Origin of the sequence: Porphyromonas bennonis DSM 23058 = JCM 16335, assembly GCF_000375645.1 — a bacterium.
Classification (GTDB): Bacteria; Bacteroidota; Bacteroidia; order Bacteroidales; family Porphyromonadaceae; genus Porphyromonas_A; species Porphyromonas_A bennonis.
Genome location: NZ_AQWR01000015.1, coordinates 21,039 through 45,753, shown reverse-complemented (window position 1 = coordinate 45,753; position 24,715 = coordinate 21,039). Strand labels below are relative to the sequence as shown.

The window sequence follows — 24,715 nt, the reverse complement described above, 5'->3', positions numbered from 1 at the left end:
CGTCGGGGCTACGCCCCTCGACCCGGGTCTAAAAAGCGGGCACCCCTGTCGGGGTGCTTCGTTCACCACTCTTTACAATGAGTTGAATGGTTTCTGTACCACTCAAATGCGTCACCCCTGGTTTTTCGGACGACTTCCTCTTGCGGGGGGGGGGATAATGTATATCTTTGGGGACAGAAACCTTTTCCCTAATCTCCTTTCATCACGATATGGGTCTTATGAATGCTTGTACCAAAACCTTGCTGTCACTGCTTGTGACGCTACTGACAGGCCTGACCTGTCTCGCCACGGACTACCACACGCTGCTGAGGGACAAGACCACGGGCGAGGCGGTCGCCGGTGCGACAGCACTCCTCATGGCACCCGACTCGACGACCCTTGCGGTGGTGGTGTCGGATGCCGAGGGGGCGGTGAGGCTCTCCGGCGAGGGGGCGTGCTGCCTCCGCATCTCGCATCTTATGTACCACCCGCTGACGGTCGACTTGGTGGGAGCGACGCTCCCCGACACCCTTCGTCTGGAGCCGCGGAGTGAGCTGCTGGAGGGTCTGGTGGTGAGTGCCGACCGTCCCGTGATGAAGCTGCTGGAGGGCGGCATATCGAGCTACGACGTGGAGCTGCTCTTCGAGAAGAGTCCCGTCTCCACCGCCTATGAGATGCTCTGCCGCCTGCCGGGGATGAGGGAGGAGGGCGGCGTACCGGTACTCGCCGGGGTGTCGGGCTTTACCTTAGTGATGAATGGGAAGCCCTCGTCTCTGCCACAGGATCAGCTGCTGGAGCAGCTCAAGTCCATACCGGTGTCTCTGGTGGCGAGTGCAGAGATCTCCTACACGCCGATCGCCCGATATAGGGCTAAGGGGGCTTCCGTCAATATTGTGCTCAAGCACCAGTCTCGCGACCGGGTCACCTCCGGGCTCTCCGCCCAGCTCTTTGGGACCTATACCTCTCAGTACTACAGCCGGTATGCCGCCGGGGGAAGTGCCCTATACACCTCTCCGAGCGGACTCTCCGTCTCAGGGAGGTATGGTGCCGGTCTCGGCGACCGGATCTCCGATCTGTCGGTGGTGACCGGTCCCCTCGGCTCCCTACCGGAGATAAGGACCCGCAATGTCGGGAAGAACTCCTTCACCACTCATACCCTCTCCCTTGACCTGGGGTACCGGAAGGGACGGCATGACCTGTCGGCGACTTACTACGGCACGTTTTCCCCCAATAATCAATTTGTCGAAAAAGATATTGAGCGCCCTCATCCGATAGAGCAAGAGCAGGAGTCACAGAGGCGGACACACCACCTCAGCGTGGAGTATGGCTACGACGGACACCTGATGATCGGTGCCTTCTATACGGACTATCACCACAGCCAGGCTGTCACCTATGGCACCGGACTGGACGCAACGCCGAGTGAGGCCTTTGCCTTCGACAACGGTCAGCGGTCTCGGGTCGTGGGTGCGCATGCGGACAATAGCCACCGGCTGGGAGGCGGCTGGGGGATCGAGTATGGGAGCAAGTTCTCCCTCTCCCACACCGCCAATCGTCAGCAGTACTGGGTCGTCGCCGGAGAGACGCAGAAGGCTGACCCGATAGAGCGAGTGAGCAGGGAACTACTGGCGGATATATACCTGGGGGTCAAGAAGCAGCTCACCTCTGCGCTCTCCATTGATGCGACTCTCATTGGGGACTATGCCCGATACTACGGTCATGAGGAGACCTTCCGACTGATGCCGCAAGCCTCCCTCCTCTACAGGATCTCTCAGACGGATATGCTGCAGCTCTCCTTTAACTCTCAGAAGAAGTACCCCGCCTACTTTGAGCGGGAGCCCTTCTCCACTCAGCGAAGTGCCGTCCAGGTGTGGAAAGGTAATCCTGAGATCAGACCCTTCGTCGCCTACAATGCGCAGACGGTCTATGTGCTGAGGGGGAAGTACCAGTTTGTCATCCGTGAGAACTACGCCCCTCGCTACTTCGTCCAGCAGATGTATCTCGATCCGGAGCTGGAGAAGATCGTCTACAAGACCTGGAACTGGCACTACTACAATAACCTCAGCCTGACAGCGATTGCGCCTCTTCCCAAGACCGATTGGTGGCAGGGACGGCTGATGCTGGATGTCAGCCTCACGCGGATCAAGCTTGATGTGCCCTTTGTCGGGACGGTAGATCGCCGGCGCACTTCTCTATTTGGCTCACTCTCCAATGACTTCGTACTCAGCGAGCGGAATGGGCTCACCGCCGGACTTGACTTCTCCTACCTTACTGGGGGTATGCAGGGGCTCTATGACTTCTCTGATATCGTCAGACTGAGTGCGAGGATGAAGTGGGTCAGCCGGGACAAGAAGTGGAGCGTGACGATGCGGGGCAACGATCTCTTGGAGAAGGGAACGCCTAAGGTCAAGGCGAACCATGGGGTGCAGCAGTTTGAATTTGTCCCCAGCCGCTACGGGCGCAACTTTAGTCTGGACATCCGCTACACCTTTGGCAACTACAAGAGCGTGAAGAGCCCGTCGCAGCTGGACACCAGCCGCTTCGGTATGTAACCGGGGTTTTGGGTATCTTGTCGGTCAGAACGATAGACACCTATTTATATATGAGTACCTACTTTAGATCCACACTCCTCGTCTCGCTCATCGTCCTGCTGTCGACTCCGGTCGTACGGGCTCAGCAGTGGATGGACCCTGCCAATGCCGATCCCTGCCTGGTGCAGAGACGACTGACGACCGACGCCGGTCTCTACGAGCGGGCTGGGAAGGGAAGCGGCTCCGATGGGCTGCTGGTGGAGTTTTATACCACCTCACCGATGATCCGCGTCCGCATTACTGCCGAAGGGGCGATCTCATCGGGGGTAGACCTCTTCGCTACCGACTGCGACGGAGTGACACGACCCTGCCGAGAGACAATGGTGGCGGGCGACATCATCACCTTTACCAAGCCTGAGACGAAGAGCACCCATAAGTACGGCGACCGTTGCCGACTCTATCTGCCCCTCGGGGTGACGGTCACGTCACTGCAGGTGGGCGTGGACGATGGGGCGTACTTCGACTGGCTTCCCGATCGGGAGGAGCGACCGATCTTAGTCTGTCTGCCGGCGGAGCGCGGCGTGAGCCCGTCGGAGACCCGTGCGGCTCGGCTGGAGCGTGAGCTGGACATCCCGGTGATCACTGTCCCTGAGGGATTGTCCAAGGAGGAGATGATGAAGTCCCGACCTCGCCTAATCCTTACAGGGGAAGCGAAAGATCTTGCCACGGAAGCGAGAGAGGCTCTGGGGCTGCCGACGAAGTGGGTCTGCCCGCCGGTGACGCAGTCGAGGGACAGAGCGTCCTACGTCTGGGAGCGGCGGCACAACGAGGTGATCCTCCGCAATCGAACCGCCAAGCCGAGCGTGCTGGTGCTGGGCAACTCTATTATGCACTACTGGTCCGGGCTGCCGGCATCTCAGCACCACCGCGGGGATGACTCCTGGAACAAGCTCTTCGGGGACCGCGTGGTGACCAATATGGGCTTCGGCTGGGACCGGGTGGAGAACCTGAACTGGCGCCTCACCCACGGGGAGATCGACGACTGCGACCCCGAGGTGATCCTCCTCGCCATCGGTACCAACAACCTCTCTGCCGGAGACGACAACCAGCACATCGCCCTCGGCATCGCTGAGACGGCGACCCTCATCCGGCGTATGAAGCCCAAGGCTCGACTCTATGTCCTCGGGGTGCTGCCCCGCAAGGATATGATGTCCCGTATCCGCCCGCTCAATATGCTGACCGAGTCGCTCATAAGCGTCATCCCGGGAGCCACCTTCATCGACGTCTCCGAGGGACTGACTGAGGACGGAGAGCTCATCGACGCCCTCTTCCGCGACGGACTCCACCCCAATGCCGACGGCTACCGCATACTCGGCGACAACATTGCCCGCCAGGTGGATCTCTGATCCACTCTAAGCCGGTGGGGTATTGGAATTGAGGGGATAAAGGGGTACCTTTGCACCCGAATTATTCATTTATTCACTCACAACTAATAAGGTTACAGAGATGAACCATTACGAAACCGTTTTCATTTTAACTCCCATTTTGTCTGCCGACCAGACAAAGGAAACGGTAGATAAGTTCGCCAATCTGATCACCGACAACGGTGGTGTCGTGGTGAACTGTGAGGAGTGGGGTCAGCGCAAGCTTGCCTACCCGATCCACAAGCTATCTACCGGTAATTACTTCCTCATCGAGTTTGACGCAGAGCCTGACTTTGTCGATACGCTCGAGATCAACTTCCGCCGCGATGACCATGTCATCCGTTTCCTGACCTTCAAGCAGGATCGCTTTGCTCACGAGTACGCTGAGAAGCGTCGTCGCAACCACAAGGAGACTACCCCTGCTGCTACTGAGACTCCCGCTGAGGAGGCACAGGCAGAGTAAAGATCCGGTAACACAAGCAAACTGACATATCATGGCAAAGAAGACATACAACAAGGGCAGAGCCAAGATGCGCTACCTGACCCAGCTGACCCGCGACAAGCAGAAGTACTGTCGCTTCAAGAAGGCCGGCATCAACTACATCGACTACAAGGACCCTGAGTACCTCAAGAGATTCCTCAACGAGCAGGGTAAGATCCTTCCCCGTCGCATCACCGGCAACTCGCTGAAGTTTCAGCGCCGCGTCGCTCAGGCGGTCAAGCGTGCTCGCCACCTTGCCCTCCTCCCCTACGTTACCGACCTGATGGAGAGGTGATCCGGGAGTCTGACAATCAATTTTTGAGAATACTAAAAGGAGACAGAATATGAAACTTATTTTGAAAGAAGATGTCCGTAACCTCGGCTTCAAGAACGAGATCGTAGACGTGAAGCCCGGATATGGTCGCAACTTTCTAATCCCTAAGGGTATGGCTGTGCTCGCTACCGAGAGCGCTCTCCGTTCACACGAGGAGAACCTCCGTCAGCAGGCAGGTAAGCTCGAGGCCTTCAAGGCTGAGGCGCAGAAGCATGCCGACAAGCTGAGCGGTGCCAAGGTGGAGCTCTCCGCCAAGACCTCCTCTACCGGTAGCCTCTACGGCTCCATCACCACCACTATGGTGGCTGACGAGCTGGAGGCTCAGGGCTATGAGATCAATCGCAAGATGATCGAGATGCCCGGCATCAAGGAGATCGGCGAGTACGTCGCCAAGATTCGCTTCCACAAGGATATCGCCGTAGAGGTGCCTGTCATCGTCACCAGCGAGAATCCTGAGGACCTCGAGCTCCCGAAGGAGGAGGAGAAGCCGGCTGAGGAGCCTGTCGCTGCCTCTGAGGAGGAGCAGGAGGGCGAGGAGGCTGCTGCTGAGAGCAACGAGGCAGAGTCTGCTGAGTAATCCTTAGCACATTCCCATTTGCACAAGAGGGGCGTGTCGGTTAGCCGGCGCGCCCCCTTTGTCACTCTCGGGGGAAGGGTATAGGTTCTTCCCCACTAGGGTCAGACAAGAATTTCTCAATGGGAAAGTCTGAGAGACGCATCCCAGTGTCGGCATCAAACATAAAGATGTTGTTTCCATCGGAGACCAGGGTAAATTCCTTATCAGGGCATCCTATCGTTAGAACTCTGTACTCCGGATAATCTCTCTCAAAAGACTCAAGCAAGTCAAAGCACTCCTTGAATGAGTCGTGGTACTTGGTAGCATAGTCTTTGTACTCGCCAAACTCATCTCCGAAGATACTCATGGAATACTCATGGACTATCGCATCCTCCTCATCCTTACCGTATCTTAGCCAAGTCTCAAAGTCACTATCTACATCTCCCACCAGACATCTCCAGGAGTGGTAATCATCACTAATCCATCCCTCAGAGAAACCCATTATTCTTGCCGCATTGAAACAATTGTAGCGTGCTCCGATATAAGGGTTTCCATTCCTATCCACATCTCCAGAATATGGCCAAAAATAGAAGCAGTATCGATCTCCAGTAGAAACCTCCCAGTACCCTTTGTTCAGGTAGTACGTCGCTGATATCAGAGGAATGGTAAAGCTGTACTCCGGCACTTCATACTCCTCCCATCCTGTAGAGTCAGAGTTGTAAATAGTTATTTCAGTCACAAACTCTCTCCTACCCCCAAAGAATGCCGTAACTCTATTAAGAGCATCCTTGAAGAAGGCAAGGGCATACTCATTATCCATTATGTCCTTGCAGTCGTTGGGTAGGATGAGGTTAAGGTCGACTCCCATAGTCCTGATACGCTTGACTATTTTTTGATCTCTAGGTCGTCCGGATAGTCTCTGAGTGACGGCTGTATGTCAAACTCTACCCTATAATCCCCTCTTATGGAGTGGGGCATCATTTTTTGATCATCCATTTCTCCATATCTCTCTTTGACTATCTCAATCCCGTCAAGAAGACTATTCTTCGCCTCTCTGATGGTCCTCCCGTACCCATAGGCTCCTACATCCTCGGGGCTATACGTGTAAGACCAGAAACCATCTGTCCCTGGCTCAATGTAGGCACTGATTACGATGCTGCGGTGGTCTGGTCCGATGGCGTCAGCAATGGCGTCCTCATCAGCTCTGAGAGCGGGTTTTACTGAGCCATCCAGTCCCGCACTCTCCATCAGTTTAACCCCAGTCCCGAGTGGAATCTCAGAGACAGGTACATCGGGTATAGCTAGTACAATACCCCCTTTTTCAAATAGGCTTACGTCTTGGTGCTCTTGCTCCATAACATTTTACCTGATAGTAACTGGACAAATGTACCCATTTCCCTCACCCGACAGTAGCGACACATTCTGTGATTTACACACTACTCATGGAGCCTGTCGGAGGTTTGGAGATAAGGTGGGGCAAGCACATCTGTTGCAGAGAGGAGCGTGGCGAACTAATATCGGTACAAGGTGAAACTATTGTCGGTAATATTTGACACTAATACCGAAAAGATAAATCTAGTACCGGTAGTAGAATTGACTGATCGCTACCTGCTGGTAGTCAGTCTTGTGTGAATGGACATGCGCAGCCGATGAAACTGGATAGTAGTTGGGGCTCCTTGTGATGATTGAGTTGTAGTGCTTTCTTGTCGGAGCGAGGCAGGGGTGACGCATTTGAGTGGTACAGAAGTCATTCGACTCATTGTGAAGAGTGGTGAACGAAGCACCCCGATAGGGGTGCCCGTTGTTTAGCCACGGGTCGAGGGGCGTAGCCCCGAAGACCCGTGGATTGGGCGACGCAAGCGATCCCGACCCCGCTAGGGTGTCGCACTATCAGCCTACTTATGCAGTGCGACGCCCTAGCGGGGTCGTATATCTTTACCGGGGACTTCTTTCCCGGGGTCTTAGGCACTATCGTGCCTCGACACCCGGTCTAAAAAGCGATGATCCCTCCGGGGCTTCGCCCCTGCGGGATCGGCAGTCGGTAGCGGCAGGGCGTGGATCAGTCGACAGGATTGCACAGCGACAGGGATTATCACTTCTTTGCTTTAAAGCTCAAATGCGTCACTCCTGCGGACCGGGGTCGTAGGCAAAGGGAAAGGGGCAAAATAGGTATATTTGCGCCAAGAATAATGTTACGGCTATGTGTGCTAAGAAAGACGACTGCTATCCTCTCCTCAGACATATCGACACCCCTGCGGATCTCAAGCGACTCGATCGCTCGCAGCTCCCTCAGCTCTGCCGCGAGATCCGTCTCTACCTGACGGAGGTGCTGAGTCAGACCCCGGGGCACTTCGGAGCCAGTATGGGGGCCGTGGAGATTGCTGTGGCAGTCCACTACGTCTACGACGCTCCGGAGGATAAGGTGATCTGGGATGTCGGACACCAAGCTTATGCACATAAGCTCCTGACAGGCAGGAGAGAGGCATTTCCCACGTTACGTCAGTGGGGTGGCATCAGCGGCTTCCTCCACCCGGGAGAGAGCATCTACGACGCATTTATCTCAGGCCATGCGTCCAACTCTATCTCCGCCGCGGTCGGCTATGCTGCTGGGAGTAAGCTGGATCAGAAGGATAATCATGTCATCGCAGTGATCGGCGACGGGGCTCTCTCGGGAGGGCTCGCTTTTGAGGGGCTAAACAACGTCTCCGAGCGGCACAATAACGTCCTCGTCATTCTCAATGACAACCACATCTCCATCGACCCCGCGACGGGTGGGCTGAGCCGGTATCTGGTCAAGTTTATCACAAGCCCTGAGTATAATAAGCTCCGCAATATGGGCGCGAAGGGGCTCTCGAAGCTCAATCTCCTCACAGACTCGAGGAAGCGAAACCTTCAGCGCTTCAATAACAGCATCAAGGCGCTGATGACCGATGAGGGTAATTTCTTCGAGGACTTCAGCATGCGCTACTTCGGTCCCATTGATGGCAATGACATTGAGACCTTTGTCTCTGTGCTGGAGGCGATCAAGGACTTCGAGGGACCGAAGTTGCTTCACGTCAAGACGGTGAAGGGGAAGGGGTATAAGCCGGCCGAGGACAGCTCCGTCCTATGGCACGCCCCGGGACGCTTCGACCTCCGCACCGGAGAGCTGGCAAAGAAGGGTAAGAAAAATGGAGCACCGGAGAAGTTTCAGGAGGTATTTGGGAAAACCTTAGTCGACCTAGCCGACCTGGACGACCGGGTCGTGGGGATTACTCCAGCGATGATCTCGGGGAGCTCCATGGGGTATATGCTCCGCAAGTATCCGGAGCGGGTCTTCGATGTCGGTATCGCCGAGGGGCACGCCGTCACCTTCTCTGCCGGTCTGGCGCTGGAGGGGCAGATCCCCTTCTGCAACATCTACTCCACCTTCCTCCAGCGGGCAGTGGACGGAGTGATCCACGACGTGGCGGAGCAGAAAGCCCCGGTGATCCTCTGCGTCGATCGGGCCGGTCTTGTCGGCAATGACGGGATGACGCATCAGGGACTGTATGACCTCGCTTACCTGCGGTCGATCCCCGGGCTGACACTGATGTCACCGATCGATGAGTGGGAGCTGCGGATGATGATGTACACCGCTTATCAGCACAAGGATGAGGGACCCTTCGTCATCCGTTACCCGCGCGGCGAGGGTAGTAATGGCAACTGGCATGCACCGATGGAGGAGCTGCCGATCGGCAAGAGTGACGAGCTGGCTGTGGGGGATGAACTGGTGATCGTCACTTACGGACCAGTGGGCGCTGTCGCTCGGCGTGTCGTCGAGCAGCTTAGGGAGGAGAGAGGGCAATCTGTCGGGCTGATCAACCTGCGCTTCCTTAAGCCCCTTGACACAGAGCTGCTGGATGAGCTCCCCAAGCGGTATCGTCGGATCCTCACCATCGAGGATGCGGCTCTCGCCGGTGGGATGGGGAGCGCACTCCTTGAGTACTACGCTGATCAGGGTGTGTCGATCCCGATCCGCCGTATGGGCGTCGGGGATGAGTACATCAGGCATGGGGATGTATCAGTACAGCGTGCCTATGTGGGCATCGACGAGGAGGGGATAATGACTGAGGTGGAGCGCCTACTGGAGCGAGTATAAGCGATGAGGGTATTTATAGTAGGAGCGGGAGAGACCGGCACCCACCTGGCCAAGCTGATCAGTCAGCAGGAGCACCACGACGTGATCCTGATGGACGAAGATCCGGATAAGATTGACTTTGCCTACGACAATTCGCTCGAGATTATGCCGATCGTGGGTAATCCTACCTCCATCCGTCAGCTGAAGCATGCGGGGGTGGAGGAGACTGACCTCTTCGTCGCGGTGACTCCCTCTGAGAGTGCCAATATCCTCTCCTGTATGATCGCCCACCGGATGGGGGTCAAGAAGACCCTTGCCCGGGTGAGCAATTACGACTATTTCCTGCCCCAGTACCTTCCCTACTTCAATGGTCTCGGCGTCGACGAGATGGTCTATCCGGAGGCGCTCGCAGCTCAGGAGATATACAATGGTCTCCGTCTCCCGTGGACGCGTCAGTACTGGCGGCTCTTTGGCGGTCGGCTCCACCTCTGCGCCTCTCGCATCACGAAGCACTCTCCTATGCTGGGGAAGCGGCTCATGGAGCTGTCGGACCTCGATGAGAAGCACTTCCACATCATCTCCATCGTCCGTGGGAGGGAGAGCTTTGTCCCGAGAGGAAACGACACCCTGGAGGTCAATGACATCGTCTACGTCGCCTGCAATACGCAGAATCTGGACACCGTCCGCGAGTACTGCGGTCAGCCTAAGGTGGATGTGCGGAAGGTGATCATCATGGGTGGCAGCCGCATCGCACTACGCACGGCGGAGCTCCTGCCTCACGATATGAGCGTGAAAATCATCGAGCGCGATCTGGAGAAGTGCCGGGAGCTCTCCGAAGTGACCAACGACAATACCCTCGTCATCCATGGTGACGCAGCCGACTCCGATCTGCTGATCTCGGAGGGAATCCGCAACACACAGGCCTTCCTTGCGCTGACCGGCAGCTCGGAGATCAATATGATCGCGACGATGAACGCCAAGCATCTCGGCATTCCCCGCACCGTGGCGGAGATCGAGAATGTCGACTACCTCGACATCGCCAGTCAGCTCGGCATCGGCAACATTGTGAATAAGAAGATCATCGCTGCCGGTAAGATCATCCGCCACCTCCATCGCATAGACATCTCTGACGCCAAGACGATGGCGATCGGTCATGGAGACGTGCTGGAGATTGTGATCACGGAAGGCAGCAGGATCACCAAGGCCCCCATCAAGGACCTGAAGATCCCCCGTAGCATCACTCTCGGAGGCTTCCTCAGGGATGGGGAGGTCTATCTCGTCGAGGGGCACACAGTCCTGAAGCCGGGTGACACGGTCCTCGTCTTTAATATCAATGCCAGAGACACTGAGCTGGATGATCTCTTCAAGTAATTTGCTGAGCTGAGCAATGCTAAGGGAAGACTTCTTCGTAGACGATTACCAGCCGACAAAGCGGCTCCTCAACTTCCGCTTTGTCCTCAGGACGATGGGCGAGCTCTGTATGGTGCTCTTCCCCTTCCTCATCATCGCCCTCTTGATCTCCCTCTACTATCCGCATGATACCGGGACTAAGCCGCTCGCCATCACTGCCGGAGTCGACGCAGCTGTGGGAGCCCTGCTGATCCTACTCGGCCGGGATCCCGGCAATACCAACATTGGCTCTCGTGAGGGAGTCATGACTGTAACGATCAGCTGGTTCTTAGTCTCTCTCATCGGTATGCTTCCCTATCTGCTGGGCAGCTATATCACCTCGGCGCCGGCTGCTTTCTTCGAGGCCATGTCCGGCTTTACCACCACGGGAGGTACGGTCATCACTCGGGTGGAGGACATACCTAGGAGCATCCTCTTCTGGCGCGCATCGACGCAGTGGCTTGGCGGACTGGGTATCATCGCCTTCCTTGTGGCACTCATACCTATGTCGGGGCAACGGGCAACAACGATCTTCAATAGCGAAGCGACTGGGGTGACACACCAGAAGTTTGACCCCCATATCGGGACTATGGCGAAGTGGCTCATCGTCATCTATGTGAGCTTTACGATCCTCTGCATCCTGCTCTTCGGCATCGGCCCTATGAGCTGGTACGACGCGGTCTGCCACACCTTCTCGTGCGTCTCCACAGGAGGCTTCAGTACCCACTCCGAGTCGATCGGCTTCTTTCACTCCACCTATATAGAACTGGTTGCCGTCTTCTTCATGCTGCTGGGGGCGACCCAGTTCTCGCTGATCTACTTTGCGATCGTCAAGCGGCAGCCGAAGCGCCTCTTTCAGGACAGCGAGCTCCGCTGGTTCCTCTCTTTGGTGCTTATTATGACAACGATTGGAGCCATATGGCTCTGGTACTCCGGTTACCTTACCGGGGCGGATGCTTTCATCAAGAGCCTCTTCACCGTCGCCAGCCTAGGGACGACCACTGGTTTTTTCTCTGGTGACTACTCCGTCTGGGGGAGCTTCTTTGCCCTGATCGTGATAGCGTGCATGTTTGTCGCCGGCTGCTCAGGATCCACTTCGGGTGGCTTCAAGGTTGTCCGCTTCGAGGTCTTGGCGAAAAATCTCAGTAAGGAGCTGGTCCGCCGTGTCCACCCCAACGTCGTCTCCACCATCCGAATGGGCAACACCGTCATCACCGACAAGGTGGTGGTGCAGGTCACCTCATTCTTCTTTGCCTATACAGCCCTTATCATCATTGCCACCGGCGTGGTCACCGCAGAGGGATACAATCTGACAGACTCCTTCTCTTGCGCCGTCTCCTGTGTCTCCAATTCCGGTGGCGGCCTGGGTGTCTTCGGTCCGCATGGCGGCTTCTCGTCGCTGAGCGGCGTGTCGAAGATATTCCTGTCGTTACTGATGGTAATGGGGCGACTGGAGATATTCACTGTGCTCTCACTCTTCCACCCCAGTTACTGGCGGAGCTAAGAGCCAATCCTAATCTTATCTAAAACACTAAACCAATGACAGATACCAATCATACGGGCGAGGAAATGAATCTCGAGGACATCCGACGCGACTACAACGTCGGCTCACTCTCGCACAGCGACATGACGGAGGATCCGCTCGACAAGTGTCGCGAGTGGCTTGAGGAGGCGATTAAGCTCAACGTGATAGAACCGACAGCCCTGATCGTCAGCACGGCTACTCTCGATGGTCAGCCCTGCACCCGCACGGTGTTGCTGAAGGAGATCACCGAGGAGGGGAAGTTTATCTTCTACTCCAACTACGAGAGCCGCAAGGGACACCAGATCGATCTCAATCCCAAGGTGAGTCTCACCTTCCTCTGGCACCAGCTCCAGAGGCAGATCCACATCGAGGGTACCTGTCGGCACGTCGCCCCTGAGGTGTCGGATGCCTACTTTGCCAAGCGCCCCTACAAGAGTCAGGTCGGTGCTCGGATCTCGCCCCAGAGCCACCCGATCCCCAATCGGATGTTCATCGTGACCGAGTTTGCCAAGGAGGCACTCAAGGTGGGAGTAAAGGTCCCCCGTCCCGAGAGCTGGGGAGGATTTGAGGTGACGCCTCACCGGATCGAGTTTTGGCAGGGAAGGCCCAGCCGCCTGCATGACCGCTTCCTCTATCACCTGCAGGAGGATGGCAGCTGGTCCCTTACGCGGATTGCTCCGTAAGAGAAGAGACAATAAAAAATAACTTGCGACTCAAGCAAAATAGGCTTATATTTGCAGTGTGTTTTTCATAGTATTAGATTTTAGGTTAATATTAGGACGCAAAGCTGTCGAGAGACAGTTTTCTCCTAAGCCCCTTTAGGGCGACAACACAACCCCTTGCAGGCACTCGTCTGCAAGGGGTTTTTAATGTGTGAGGGGGCGGAGGAGAAGAGAAAAAATCGTACCTTTGCGCCAATATCAAGGGTCTTATGGATCCGGCACAGTGATATTGGTCCTATAGCTCAGTTGGTTAGAGCACCTGACTCATAATCAGGGAGTCCACGGTTCAAGCCCGTGTGGGACCACTGGATCGACTTTGATCAGCCGGAGAGTGCGGAAGAAGCTTCTGCACTCTCCGGCTTTTTTGGGGGCCTTCTCTAATACCGATATTAGTTGAGACTATTACCGGTATTAGTCGTCACTATTATCGGTATTAGATTTCACTCATACCGACTCCGGTCCCGGGGGGCTTGGGTGGAGTGGCTCTAGAGGGTGCGGATGAGGACGGCAGGAGGTGTGGAAATTTGGGTAACTTTGTTGGTCACTAGAGATACACAGAAATAATCAATGGGAAAGAAATTTAAGTCTAGAAAAGATAAGAGCAGTCAGGCATTTAGGGACTCGTCCTACAAGCCGAGTAAGAGAGAGCGGGGATTCTCCCGCTACAGAAGAGATGTCATCGACTACTTTACCAGTCATGCCAATGTCTGTGTGTCTGTCGTGGTGATCTGCAAGTCGGTCGGCGCAGAGAATGGCTCGGAGAAGCAGATGGTCGGCGAGGTGATTGATCAGCTGATGCGCGAGAAGCTCATCCAGGCAGGCGCCGCCAGTGACGAGTACATCTACAGAACCAAGAATACCAAGCTGACCGGATCTTTCCGGCGGAAGGCGGGCAAGGGACACAATTTCTTCTACCCCGAGGATGGGAGCGACCCGATCCGTGTGGCAGAGCGAAACTCTGCCCACGCCTTCGATGGCGATAAGGTGATGGTACAGCTGCTCGCGCTTCGCCCCGGTCAGGAGATCGAGGGTGAGGTGATCGAGATACTGGAGCGGGTGGTGACTAATTTCGTCGGCGTGATGTCGATCAGCCACGGCTACAACTTCCTCATCACCGACAGCCGTAAGCTGGACAATGATATCCTGATCCCGGATCGTAACCTCAATGGCGCTCAGGACGGGGAGAAGGTGCTGGTCCATGTGCTGGAGTGGCCGGATCATGCCAAGAACCCTGTCGGTGAGGTGATCTCCCGCCTCGGTGAGCCGGGTAGCAACGACACCGAGATGCACGCCATCCTGGCTGAGTATGGTCTGCCTTACTCCTATCCGGAGAATCTGGAGCAGTATGCCAATGACCTCGATGAGCAGATGGCATACGATCCGAAGTACAAGCGGGAGGACTACACCGACCGACTCACCTTTACTTGCGACCCGGAGTCGGCGAAGGACTACGACGATGCGCTCTCCTACAAGGATCTCGGAGACGGCACCTATGAGGTGGGTGTCCACATCGCCGACGTCACCTCCTACGTCACCCCCGGAGATCCGATCGACGAGGAGGCCTATCAGCGTGCGACGAGCGTCTACTTAGTCGATCGCACCGTGCCGATGCTGCCGGAGCGGCTCTGCAACGACCTCTGCTCCCTCCGTGCCGGTGTGGACAGACCCGCATTCTCCTGCATCTTCCGCGTCAATTCCCTTGGAACTGTGCTCGACTACCATGTCGCCCGCACGGTGATCCACAGCGACTACCGATTTAAGTACGAGGAGGTGCTGGAGGTGATCAATGGTCAGCCCGGCGTGACGCCCGAGGTGGAGGAGGCGGTCCATAAGCTGGATGAGATAGCCAAGGCTCTGAGGAAGAAGCGCTTTGAGCACGGTTCGATCGAGTTTGAGCAGGAGGAGCTGGAGTTTGACCTCGACGAGAAGGGTAAGCCGATCTCCGTCCATGTCAAGGAGAATACCGATGCCAATCGTCTGATCGAGGACTATATGCTGCTTGCCAATCGCACCGTCGCCAAGCACATCGCCAAGCTGGCCAAGGAGCGGGACGAGAAGGTGCCGCCCTTTATCTACCGCGTGCATGACCGTCCCGATGAGGAGCGGCTGCAGAACTTTGCCGAGTACGTGGGACGGCTGGGGTACAAGTTTATCTACACAGGGGACGCGCAGTCCATCTCAGACAATCTCAATAAGCTCCTCGAGGAGATCAAGGGGAAGCCGGAGGAGAATGTGATCCAGATCCTGGCGATCCGCACGATGTCTAAGGCTGTCTACCAGACAGAGAACATCGGTCACTTTGGGCTCGGATTTGAGTTTTACACCCACTTCACCAGCCCGATCCGCCGTCATCCCGATATGATGGTTCACCGCCTGCTCTGGCAGTATATGACCACCGGGAAGAGTGCCGACAGGAGCGACCTCGATGCCATCTGTGAGCACGACTCGGAGATGGAGAAGACGGCTGCCGATGCGGAGCGCTCGTCAGTCAAGTACAAGCAGATCGAGTATATGCAGGAGCGACTGGGGCAGGAGTTTGAGGGCATGGTCAGCGGTGTCAAGGACTTCGGGATCTTCGTGGAGATCAAGGAGAATGGCTGCGAGGGACTGGTGCCGATCCGTGATCTCAGCGATGACTTCTACGAGTACGACGACAAGACCATGGCGCTCGTAGGGATCAATACCCGTAAGCGTTATGCCCTTGGCGACACGATCAAGATCCGTGTTGCACGAGCCGACCTCCAGAAGAGGTTCCTCGACTTTGAGCTGGCGGATAAGCCGGCTGATCAGCCTCAGGATGATCATCGCCGAGGAGGCTACAACTCACACCGCGGCGGTAACCGATCCGGTCGCAGGCACTGATAGAGCTGATCTGAGGACATGCGCGACGAGGATCGTAAGATAGAGGGTCTGGAGGACTTCGACATACGTGGTGTCGAGCTGGGGAGCGATCCGCTCACCCTCTCCGAGGAGGGGCGGAAGGATCCCGACAAGCTCTTGAGGCCGCAGCGCTTTGAGGACTTCACAGGTCAGCCCGATGTGGTCGGCAATCTCAGCGTCTTTGTCCAAGCGGCGAAGATGCGGGGTGAGACGCTCGATCACGTCCTGCTCCACGGTCCCCCCGGACTGGGGAAGACCACCCTCTCTCAGATCATCGCCAATGAGCTCGGTGTGGGGATCAAGGTTACCTCAGGTCCGGTGCTGGATAAGCCGGGAGACCTTGCCGGTGTGCTCACCTCCCTCGAGCCGGGAGAGGTACTCTTCATCGATGAGATCCATCGCATGCCGCCCGTGGTGGAGGAGTACCTTTACTCTGCCATGGAGGACTACCGGATCGATATCCTGATCGACAAGGGACCCGGGGCAAGGAGCATTCGACTAGATCTGGAGCCCTTTACCCTCATCGGGGCCACCACACGGAGCGGTCTCCTCACGGCTCCGCTGCGGGACCGCTTTGGGATCAATATGCACCTCGAGTACTACGATGCGGAGATGCTGAGGGAGATCGTCCTCCGTAGTGCCGGCATCCTGGGGATCGAGTGCGAGGATCGGGCGGCGACAGAGATCGCCAATCGCAGCCGCTGCACGCCCCGTGTGGCCAATGCGCTACTGAGGCGGGTGCGAGACTTCGCTCAGGTCAAGGGGACCGGTAAAGTGACGCACGAGGTGGCTTGCTATGCCCTCGAGGCGCTCAATATCGACGAGTACGGGCTGGATCAGATCGACCGGAAGATCCTCCTGGCGATCATGGACAAGTTTGAGGGCGGCCCGGTGGGCGTCGAGACCATCGCCACCTCTATCGGGGAGGATGCCGGTACCGTGGAGGATGTCTACGAGCCCTTCCTGATCAAGGAAGGCTTCCTGAAGAGGACTCCACGGGGGCGCGTCGTCACGTCGCTTGCCTATACCCACTTTGGCCGTCCGTCGCAGACACCGGCTCGGGGACAGATGCTCTGGGACGAGCAGGATCTCTCACTCTAAGGACTTATGGCACAGGGCGGCGGCATGAAGAGTCTGGCCAAGGACACGGTGGTCTATGGCCTTACGAATATCGTCAGCAAGTTTCTCAATTGGCTCCTGGCACCCCTCTACATCCGGGTGCTGGCAACCTCGGCGGAGTATGGCATAGTGACCAATCTCTATGCTTGGGTCAGTGTGATACTCGTGGTACTGACGCTTGGGCTGGAGACGGGGCTCTTTCGCTTCATCAATACCTCCGATAAGCCGCAGCAGGTCTACGCCACCTGCCTAAAGGTGCTGTCTGTCCCGGTGCTGATCTTCCTCCTCGTCGGGCTTACTCAGACGCAGGCAATAGCGGACTTCCTGAAGTATCCCCTTCACCCGGAGTACGTGGGGATGTTTGTCGTCATCGTGGCGCTGGATGCCCTGATGTCGCTCCCCTTTGCCTACCTGCGTTATCAGCATAAGCCCTGGCGCTTTGCTTTCTACAAGTTCCTCTTCATCGGGCTGAATATCTTCTTCAACCTCTTCTTCCTCATCGTCTGTCCGAGACTCGAGGCGGCGGGGTACGCTCTACCCGGCTGGCTCTACCGACCCGGCATGGGAGTAGGGTATATCTTCATCTCCAACCTCCTCGCCTCCGGCATCGAGGCACTGATGATGCTGCCGCTTTTCAGGTACGGGATCAAAGGCTTCGACCGAGAGCTTCTGCCGAGGCTGGCGCGATACTGCGGTCCGCTGGTGTTGCTCGGTCTGGCGGGCGACTTCAATAAGATGGCCGGTCAGGTGCTGATCCCCTACCTCTATGCCGACCACGGCGAGGGGATGACGGCGCTCGGGATCTTTGGCGGAAACCTCAAGATCTCGGTCATCATGGTGATGTTCCTGCAGGCGTTCCGCTTCGCTTACGACCCCTTCGTCTTTAGCAAGATGAAGTCTCGGGACGCCGGTCAGGCGTATACGATGGCGATGACCTACTTCATCCTCTTCGCCTCGGTGATCTTCGTCGGAGTGATGTACTGGATCGATGTCTTCAAGGTCATCGTCCGTCCCGACTATTACTCCGGACTGGTGATCGTGCCGTGGATGATGTTTAGCGAGATCCTCTTTGGGATCTACTACAACCTCTCTGTCTGGTATAAGGTGACGGATCGGACCTACTACGGGGCGCTCTTTGCCGTGATCGGTCTCGTCGTCACTCTGACAATCATCACGCTGGGCGTGCCACGCTACGGCTTCATAGCCTGTGCCTGGGCCGCCGTCAGCTGCAACCTCGTCATGCTCCTCCTCTCCTACGTCCTCGGGCAGCGTCACCATCCGATAGCATACCGGACACGGTCGGATCTGGGGATCCTGGCGCTGGGAGCACTCTTCTACTTCGGTGGGATGCAGATCCACCCCGAGAGCTTGGCGCTCACGCTTGTACTCCGTACGCTTCTCCTGCTGATCTACATCGGTCTTGCAGGCTATTTCTTTACTCCTGTATTTACTCTTTTGCGTCATTATAGAAAATGAGTACCCAACCATCCAATCCCAAGCCCGAAGATGCAGAACAGCCTCAGGTAAAGAAGAACGAAGGCTTCATCGGCTTCCTTAAGGAGTACTTTGACCTCGGTCTCGACAAGGAAAATGAGCTGAAGACCATCGAGTCGATTGCTGCCGATGTCGACTTCAAGGGTCCGAAGATGTGGATCCTGATCTGCGCGATCTTCATCGCGTCGCTGGGACTGAATATGAACTCCACCGCCGTTATCATCGGTGCGATGCTCATCTCCCCACTCATGGGTCCTATCCTCGGCTTCGGTCTCGGGCTTGGGATCACCGACTTCAAGCTGGTCAAGCGTAGTCTCAAGAACCTCGGTATGATGACCCTCATCGGCATCACCACCGCTACAGTCTACTTCCTCCTCTCACCGGTGGAGACTATCACTTCGGAGCTCCTCGCCCGCACACAGCCGACCTTCTACGACGTGCTGATCGCCTCCTTCGGCGGTCTGGCAGGCATCACGGCCGGTGCCAGTAAGAATAAGGGGAATGTGATCCCCGGTGTCGCCATTGCCACCGCCCTCATGCCACCGCTCTGTACTGCAGGATATGGCATCGCGACGATGAATCTCCACTACTTCATCGGTGCCTTCTACCTCTACATCATCAACGCAGTATTCATCGGGCTCGCCACTTACATAACGGTACGTGCGCTTGACTACCCGCGGGTCACCTATGTCGACAAGAAGCGGGGGCGGCTGCTCAATCGCGCCGTTGCCGTCATCGTCATCTGCACACTCCTGCCCAGTATTTATCTGGCATGGCAGATGGTACAGACCACAGTCAAGGAGCAGGCGGAGCGAAACTTCATCCGCTCTGAGATCACCGGTGATGACCGCTATGTGCTCTCCTACGACTCCTACAAGCATGGAGACTCCACCTTCATGACCGTGAATGTACTCGGCTCGGAGATCACCGAGGAGGAGGAGAAGGTGCTGGATGCGAAGCTCGATGGCTATGGCCTCCACAAGACCGCCCTGATGATCCAGCAAAACTACGACCGGCAAAACGTACAGCGCCTCCGATCCTCGATCCTCGATGACGTCTACAGGGGCGATGGCGGACGTGGAACCGCTGACCTCGTTGCCTACCAGCACTACCAGATCGACTCACTGCAGAGACTGCTCTCCCAGTATGCCATTATCGGAGAGGAGTCGCAGCGACTTGCCGTCGATATGAAGGCGCTCTTCCCTGAGGTGAGTCAGCTGGAGTTTGGCGACGTGATCACCTACAATCAGGACTCACTTGAGGTCAATAGCCCGGACACGACATTCCTTGTCCGGATCTATACGCCCTCCAGCAAGCTCACCGAGGAGAGAGAGCAGACCATACGTCGCTGGGTGGCCATTCGGATCCCCAGGTCAAGGGTCGACATCCTCACGTCTGCCAAGATGAAGTAGTGGTGGTATGAATACCCACGGCAAGCTCTTTCGCCTCACTACCTTTGGCGAGTCGCATGGCCCCTATATCGGAGGGGTCATCGATAGCTGCCCTGCCGGTCTCAGAGTCAATTGCGATGAGGTGGCGCATCAGCTTGCCCGCAGGCGTGGCGGAGTCACAGAGGGATCGACCGCACGGCGGGAGAGTGACCGGGTCGACTTTGTCTCCGGTCTCTTGGACGGCATCACTACCGGTACGCCTCTTGCCTTCGTGATCCCCAATGAGCAGCACCGTAGCTCCGACTACGACCGGCTCAGGGACGTCTTTCGCCCCTCCCACGCAGACTATACCTATACCAAGAGGTATGGCATCCGGGACTGGCGAGGCGGCGGCAGGGCATCAGCCCGCGAGACAGCCGTTCGCGTCGTGGGCGGAGCAATTGCCCGCCAGATCCTCCGGGAGGAGGTGGGGCTGGAGATTGTCTCCTACACCTCACGACTTGGTGGCGTGGGGTTGCCTGACAACTACTTAGATGAGATAAAATGTGCCGATGTGGAGGCATCGGACTACGGCTGTCCAGATCCGGCGATAGAGCAGCAGATGAAGGAGCTGATCCGTCAGGCGCGTGCCGCGGGCGACTCCCTCGGTGGTGTGGTCACGACTGTGGTGCGGGGTGTGCCGGCAGGGTGGGGCGATCCGCTCTACGACAAGCTCTCTGCCGGCCTGGCGTCAGCGTTGATGAGTATCAATGCTGCCAAGGGCTTCGAGCTCGGGGACGGCTTTGCTCTCGCCGAGATGATGGGGTCGGAGGTCAATGACCCTTTTGTTACGAATGAAAAGGGAGAAATACGAACCTCCACCAATCACTCAGGAGGCATCCAGGGTGGCATCTCCAATGGGGAAGTGATCCGATTCCGAACCGCCTTCAAGCCCATAGCCTCCATTGCTCGCCCTCAGTCCACCGTCGACACCGACGGTCACCCCACCGATCTCACCATATCCGGTCGCCACGACTGCTCCGTCTTCCCCCGCGTGCTGCCGGTCGTCGACGCCATGACGGCACTGGTCCTCGTGGACCACTACCTGCTCCTCCGTGGGGTGAGGCCGTTGTCGTAGGGCTTACTCCGCCCCGGTTCTATGCCCGGAGGTGCGGATCAGCTCCAGTAACTCCCGGTAGAGCGGGTCATCGATAGAGGTGGCGAGGAGATAGGGGAGATCCTTCCCCTCCTCGAGACGCTCTCTGATGTCTGTCGAGGAGACCTCGTACGTCGGCACATCGTCGATCACCCGCGTCCTCGCCGGCATCTCGAAGTCCTCCGGCAGATGGTATCCCGGCCGCGGATAGACCAGTATGTCGGTCGTCTGGGTCAGCTCATCGCTATGGTACCACTTATGGAGCCAGAGCAGGCTGTCGAGCCCCATCAGGAGGGTAAAGTGGCTGTCCGGGTACTTCTCATGGAGGTACTGCATGGTCCGGAGGGTGTAATTGGGCTGCGGCAGCTCCCACTCATCGAGGCTCAGGTGGATCTTAGGGTGCTCTCGCAGGAGGCTCTCCGCCCAGCGCCGCCTGAAGTCGTCCGGCAGCAGCAGATTGTCCTCCTTGAAGGGGTTGCTCGGCGTGAGCGAAAACCACAGCTCATCGAAGCGGTCGCGCATCTGCTCGATGATGTAATTGGCGAGGCAGAGGTGGCCTATGTGCAGAGGGCTGTAGGAGCCGGGGTAGAAGAGTATCTCGCGCATCTGTCACACATCTGTAGAGAGGAAGTCCTCGATGACACGAGCTGCGTCGCGACACGCCTCCTCGAGGTCGTCATTCACGACGACCGCATCGTACCTATGAGCAAAGGAGAGCTCTGTCTCCGCCTTAGCGAGCCTCCGCTCAATCACCTCAGGGGCATCTGTCCCCCTTCGCTCCAGTCGCTCCCGCAGACGCTCAATGCTCGGCGGCTGGATGAAGAGCGTCAGCGCTCTGTCGCCATAGATCTTCTTGACATTGAGTCCACCCTGCACGTCGATGTCGAGGATCACATTCTCCCCCTGAGCCAGCGTCCTGTCCACCTCGCTCCGAAGTGTCCCATAGAAGCATCCCGGATAGACCTCCTCGTACTCCAGGAAGTCCCCCTCACTGATCCGCCTCCTGAAGTCCTCCTCCGTGAGGAAGTAGTACTCGACACCATCCTGCTCGCTACCGCGCGGCTTGCGCGAGGTGGCAGAGATGGAGAAGCGGCCCCGGAGGCCATACTCGCTCATAAGCTTATTGATGATCGTGCTCTTACCCGAGCCGCTGGGGGCGGAGAAAATGATTAGCTTGCCTTGCATGTGGGGAGTCAAAAGTGAATGGTACTATCTATCTCAAGTCAAAGGTACCAACTTTTTGCCGTCTCCCCTTTTTTATATCCCTCTTCCGGCGCCGGCAAATCAGGTCACGAGAAGAAGCCCTAAACTAATACCGGTATTAGTGATCACTATAGTCGGTATTAGTCGACACTATTACCGGTAATAGATGAATCTAATATCGGTAATAGATTTTGAGGAATGCTGAGTGCTGATTTCCAGGTCTGTGGCTGGTCTTCGTCCGGCTCCTAAAATAGGGCTATGACTCTTTGGCGGGATCGGGTGTGCTTGACCTTTTTTAGTAGCGGGATTTCTCGTCATCCTCCTTATTCAGACCTCGTCTCTTGATTTTATCGGCCTGATCGGATTACGGCAAAAGTTTGTACCTTTGTCTATTAAAGATAGTAAAATCAGACAGTAGATCAATCCATATAGATCATGGCAAATATCACAATTACATTTCCGGACGGGTCTCAGAAGGAGGCCCCCAAGGGGGTAACCAGTCAGCAGCTGGCGGCAGAGATCAGCCCTCAGCTGGCTAAGAAGATCCTCGTGGCGAGGGTGAATGGTAAGCTGTGGGATGTGATGCGTCCCATAGAGGAGGATGCGCGGGTGCAATTCTTCACCTGGGATGATGACGAGGGGAAGCATGCCTTCTGGCACACCTCGGCACACCTCACCGCCGAGGCACTGCAGGAGCTCTATCCCGGGGTGAAATTTGCCATCGGTCCCGCTGTAGATGACGGCTACTACTACGATGTCGATATGACGGAGACCGGCACCACCCTGACGGAGAGCGACTTGCCTAAGCTGGAGAAGCGTATCATGGAGCTCGCCAAGGAGGATCAGCCACTGATCCGTCAGGAGATCTCCAAGGAGGACGCCCTCCACCACTGGACTGAGGAGGATAAGGATCCCTACAAGGTGGAGCTGATCCAGGACCTCGAGGATGGGACGATAAGCACCTACACCTGTGGTAACTTCGTCGATCTCTGTCGTGGACCCCATATCCCCGGTACCGGTCTGATCAAGGCGGTCAAGCTCACCAAGCTCGCCGGCGCCTACTGGCGTGGGGACGAGAATCGTCAGATGCTGACCCGTATCTATGGTGTCACTTTCCCCAAGGCTAAGATGCTCGACGAGTATCTCCAGATGGTGGAGGAGGCAAAGCTCCGCGACCACCGCAAGATCGGTAAGGAGCTGGAACTCTTTACCTTCTCGAGCGAGGTGGGACCCGGTCTGCCCCTCTGGCTCCCGCGTGGTACACAGCTTCGTCTGACCCTGCAGCGCTTCCTGGAGCGTGTCCAGGAGACCTATGGCTACCAGCAGGTGATGACGCCTCATATAGGTAGCAAGCAACTATACGTCACCTCAGGTCACTGGGCGAAGTATGGCAAGGACTCCTTCCGCCCCATCACCACGCCGCAGGAGGGTGAGGAGTATATGCTCAAGCCGATGAATTGCCCTCACCACTGCATTGTCTTCCGGAGCAAGCCTCACTCCTACCGAGATCTGCCTGTGCGGATTGCGGAGTTTGGTACCGTGTATCGCTACGAGCAGAGCGGTGAGCTCCACGGACTGACGCGCGTGAGAGGCTTCACGCAGGATGATGCGCATATCTTCTGCCGCCCTGATCAGATCAAGGAGGAGTTTGAGCGCGTGATGGACATTATATATATTGTCTTCAAGACCCTGGAGTTTAAGTCCTTCGAGGCACAGATCTCCCTGCGCGATCCTAATAATAGGGAGAAGTATATCGGGTCGGACGAGAACTGGGAGAAGGCCGAGAGTGCCATCATCGAGGTCTGCAAGGACCGCGGTGTCAAGGCGAAGTTGGTCGAGGGAGAGGCTGCCTTCTACGGTCCCAAGCTTGACTTTATGGTCAAGGACGCCATCGGGCGCAAGTGGCAGCTCGGTACCATCCAGGTGGACTACAATCTCCCGGAGCGCTTCCAGCTCGAGTACACCGGCGAGGATGGTCAGCTACACCGTCCGGTGATGCTGCACCGTGCTCCCTTCGGCTCTATCGAGCGCTTCGTTGCTGTCCTCTGCGAGAATACGGCGGGCAAGTTCCCCCTCTGGCTCTGTCCGGATCAAGTGGCAGTCCTCCCCGTGTCGGAGAAGTATCTCGACTACGCCTATAAGGTGGAGGATGAGCTGAAGGCGAAGGGTATCCGCGTCAAGGTCGACGATCGGGACGAGAAGCTCGGCAAGAAGATCCGCGAGACAGAGCTGATGCGCATTCCCTACCTCCTGATCGTAGGTGAGAAGGAGGAGACTGATGGTACAGTCTCTATCCGTAAACAGGGTGAGGGCGAACAGGGTACGGAAAAAATTAGTACCTTTGCCGACGCTGTGGCTCAGGAGATCTACCAGCAGACTCATCAGTGGGAGCATACTGATGAGGCTCAGAAGGCCTTTGCTCACCAGCACGATAAGGAATAATAGACTGATAACTA

General features: G+C 56.7%; 19 protein-coding genes and 1 tRNA gene. 16 read left to right on the top strand and 4 right to left on the bottom strand.

What is annotated here, in order from left to right; translation table 11 throughout:
* Nucleotides 1–254: 254 nt before the first annotated feature.
* The 5 genes from B088_RS04235 to rplI all read left to right on the top strand — a co-directional run bounded on the left by B088_RS04235 (nucleotide 255) and on the right by rplI (nucleotide 5,323).
* A complete protein-coding gene (locus tag B088_RS04235) occupies nucleotides 255–2,528 on the top strand; it encodes an outer membrane beta-barrel protein (RefSeq protein WP_245546721.1) in 2,274 nt (757 codons plus the stop codon).
* A 50-nt stretch (nucleotides 2,529–2,578) separates the two neighbouring features.
* Nucleotides 2,579–3,913: a GDSL-type esterase/lipase family protein gene (locus tag B088_RS04230; RefSeq protein WP_018107165.1), complete on the top strand. Its 1,335-nt coding sequence runs from the start codon at nucleotides 2,579–2,581 to the stop codon at nucleotides 3,911–3,913.
* Nucleotides 3,914–4,013: 100 nt separating this feature from the next.
* Entirely contained in the window at nucleotides 4,014–4,394 is a 381-nt protein-coding gene (rpsF, locus tag B088_RS04225) for a 30S ribosomal protein S6 (protein WP_025081793.1), read from the top strand.
* Between the two features lie 31 nt (nucleotides 4,395–4,425).
* Nucleotides 4,426–4,707: a 30S ribosomal protein S18 gene (gene rpsR, locus B088_RS04220; protein ID WP_018107163.1), complete on the top strand. Its 282-nt coding sequence runs from the start codon at nucleotides 4,426–4,428 to the stop codon at nucleotides 4,705–4,707.
* 49 nt (nucleotides 4,708–4,756) lie between these two features.
* Nucleotides 4,757–5,323 carry a 50S ribosomal protein L9 gene (rplI, locus tag B088_RS04215; RefSeq protein WP_025081792.1) on the top strand — a complete coding sequence of 189 codons (567 nt, stop codon included), beginning with the start codon at nucleotides 4,757–4,759 and terminating at the stop codon, nucleotides 5,321–5,323.
* Nucleotides 5,324–5,384: 61 nt separating this feature from the next.
* On the opposite strand, the gene B088_RS04210 is transcribed toward rplI, so the two are convergent.
* Nucleotides 5,385–6,170 carry a hypothetical protein gene (locus tag B088_RS04210; protein ID WP_018107161.1) on the bottom strand — a complete coding sequence of 262 codons (786 nt, stop codon included), beginning with the start codon at nucleotides 6,168–6,170 and terminating at the stop codon, nucleotides 5,385–5,387.
* Between the two features lie 17 nt (nucleotides 6,171–6,187).
* Nucleotides 6,188–6,658 carry a hypothetical protein gene (locus B088_RS04205; protein ID WP_018107160.1) on the bottom strand — a complete coding sequence of 157 codons (471 nt, stop codon included), beginning with the start codon at nucleotides 6,656–6,658 and terminating at the stop codon, nucleotides 6,188–6,190.
* An 844-nt stretch (nucleotides 6,659–7,502) separates the two neighbouring features.
* Between B088_RS04205 and dxs the strand changes: the two genes are divergently transcribed.
* From dxs to aroC, 10 genes are all read left to right on the top strand, one after another.
* Nucleotides 7,503–9,422, top strand: a complete 1,920-nt coding sequence (gene dxs / locus B088_RS04200) for a 1-deoxy-D-xylulose-5-phosphate synthase (RefSeq protein ID WP_018107159.1) — start codon at nucleotides 7,503–7,505, stop codon at nucleotides 9,420–9,422.
* 3 nt (nucleotides 9,423–9,425) lie between these two features.
* Nucleotides 9,426–10,772, top strand: a complete 1,347-nt coding sequence (trkA, locus tag B088_RS04195) for a Trk system potassium transporter TrkA (RefSeq protein ID WP_018107158.1) — start codon at nucleotides 9,426–9,428, stop codon at nucleotides 10,770–10,772.
* 16 nt (nucleotides 10,773–10,788) lie between these two features.
* Nucleotides 10,789–12,294: a TrkH family potassium uptake protein gene (locus B088_RS04190; protein ID WP_018107157.1), complete on the top strand. Its 1,506-nt coding sequence runs from the start codon at nucleotides 10,789–10,791 to the stop codon at nucleotides 12,292–12,294.
* A 35-nt stretch (nucleotides 12,295–12,329) separates the two neighbouring features.
* Entirely contained in the window at nucleotides 12,330–12,998 is a 669-nt protein-coding gene (gene pdxH / locus B088_RS04185) for a pyridoxamine 5'-phosphate oxidase (protein WP_018107156.1), read from the top strand.
* A gap of 270 nt (nucleotides 12,999–13,268) precedes the next feature.
* A tRNA-Ile gene (locus B088_RS04180) sits at nucleotides 13,269–13,342 on the top strand.
* Nucleotides 13,343–13,604: 262 nt separating this feature from the next.
* A complete protein-coding gene (gene rnr / locus B088_RS04175; protein WP_018107155.1) occupies nucleotides 13,605–15,899 on the top strand; it encodes a ribonuclease R in 2,295 nt (764 codons plus the stop codon).
* A gap of 18 nt (nucleotides 15,900–15,917) precedes the next feature.
* Nucleotides 15,918–17,018, top strand: a complete 1,101-nt coding sequence (gene ruvB / locus B088_RS04170) for a Holliday junction branch migration DNA helicase RuvB (protein WP_018107154.1) — start codon at nucleotides 15,918–15,920, stop codon at nucleotides 17,016–17,018.
* A 6-nt stretch (nucleotides 17,019–17,024) separates the two neighbouring features.
* Nucleotides 17,025–18,512 (top strand): lipopolysaccharide biosynthesis protein, encoded by a 1,488-nt coding sequence (locus tag B088_RS04165; RefSeq protein WP_018107153.1) that lies wholly within the window; start codon nucleotides 17,025–17,027, stop codon nucleotides 18,510–18,512.
* Nucleotides 18,509–19,942: a TIGR00341 family protein gene (locus B088_RS04160; RefSeq protein ID WP_018107152.1), complete on the top strand. Its 1,434-nt coding sequence runs from the start codon at nucleotides 18,509–18,511 to the stop codon at nucleotides 19,940–19,942. The genes B088_RS04165 and B088_RS04160 overlap by 4 nt, the downstream gene beginning before the upstream one ends.
* 7 nt (nucleotides 19,943–19,949) lie before the next feature.
* Nucleotides 19,950–21,038 (top strand): chorismate synthase, encoded by a 1,089-nt coding sequence (aroC, locus tag B088_RS04155; RefSeq protein WP_018107151.1) that lies wholly within the window; start codon nucleotides 19,950–19,952, stop codon nucleotides 21,036–21,038.
* A gap of 3 nt (nucleotides 21,039–21,041) precedes the next feature.
* Here aroC and nadD read toward each other — a convergent pair whose 3' ends face one another.
* A complete protein-coding gene (gene nadD, locus B088_RS04150) occupies nucleotides 21,042–21,662 on the bottom strand; it encodes a nicotinate (nicotinamide) nucleotide adenylyltransferase (RefSeq protein WP_018107150.1) in 621 nt (206 codons plus the stop codon).
* 3 nt (nucleotides 21,663–21,665) lie between these two features.
* Nucleotides 21,666–22,241: a guanylate kinase gene (gene gmk / locus B088_RS04145; protein WP_018107149.1), complete on the bottom strand. Its 576-nt coding sequence runs from the start codon at nucleotides 22,239–22,241 to the stop codon at nucleotides 21,666–21,668.
* A 453-nt stretch (nucleotides 22,242–22,694) separates the two neighbouring features.
* Between gmk and thrS the strand changes: the two genes are divergently transcribed.
* The gene (gene thrS / locus B088_RS04140; protein WP_018107148.1) at nucleotides 22,695–24,701 is read left to right on the top strand and encodes a threonine--tRNA ligase; all 2,007 of its coding nucleotides are present in this window, start codon (nucleotides 22,695–22,697) and stop codon (nucleotides 24,699–24,701) included.
* The last annotated feature ends 14 nt before the right edge of the window (nucleotides 24,702–24,715 follow it).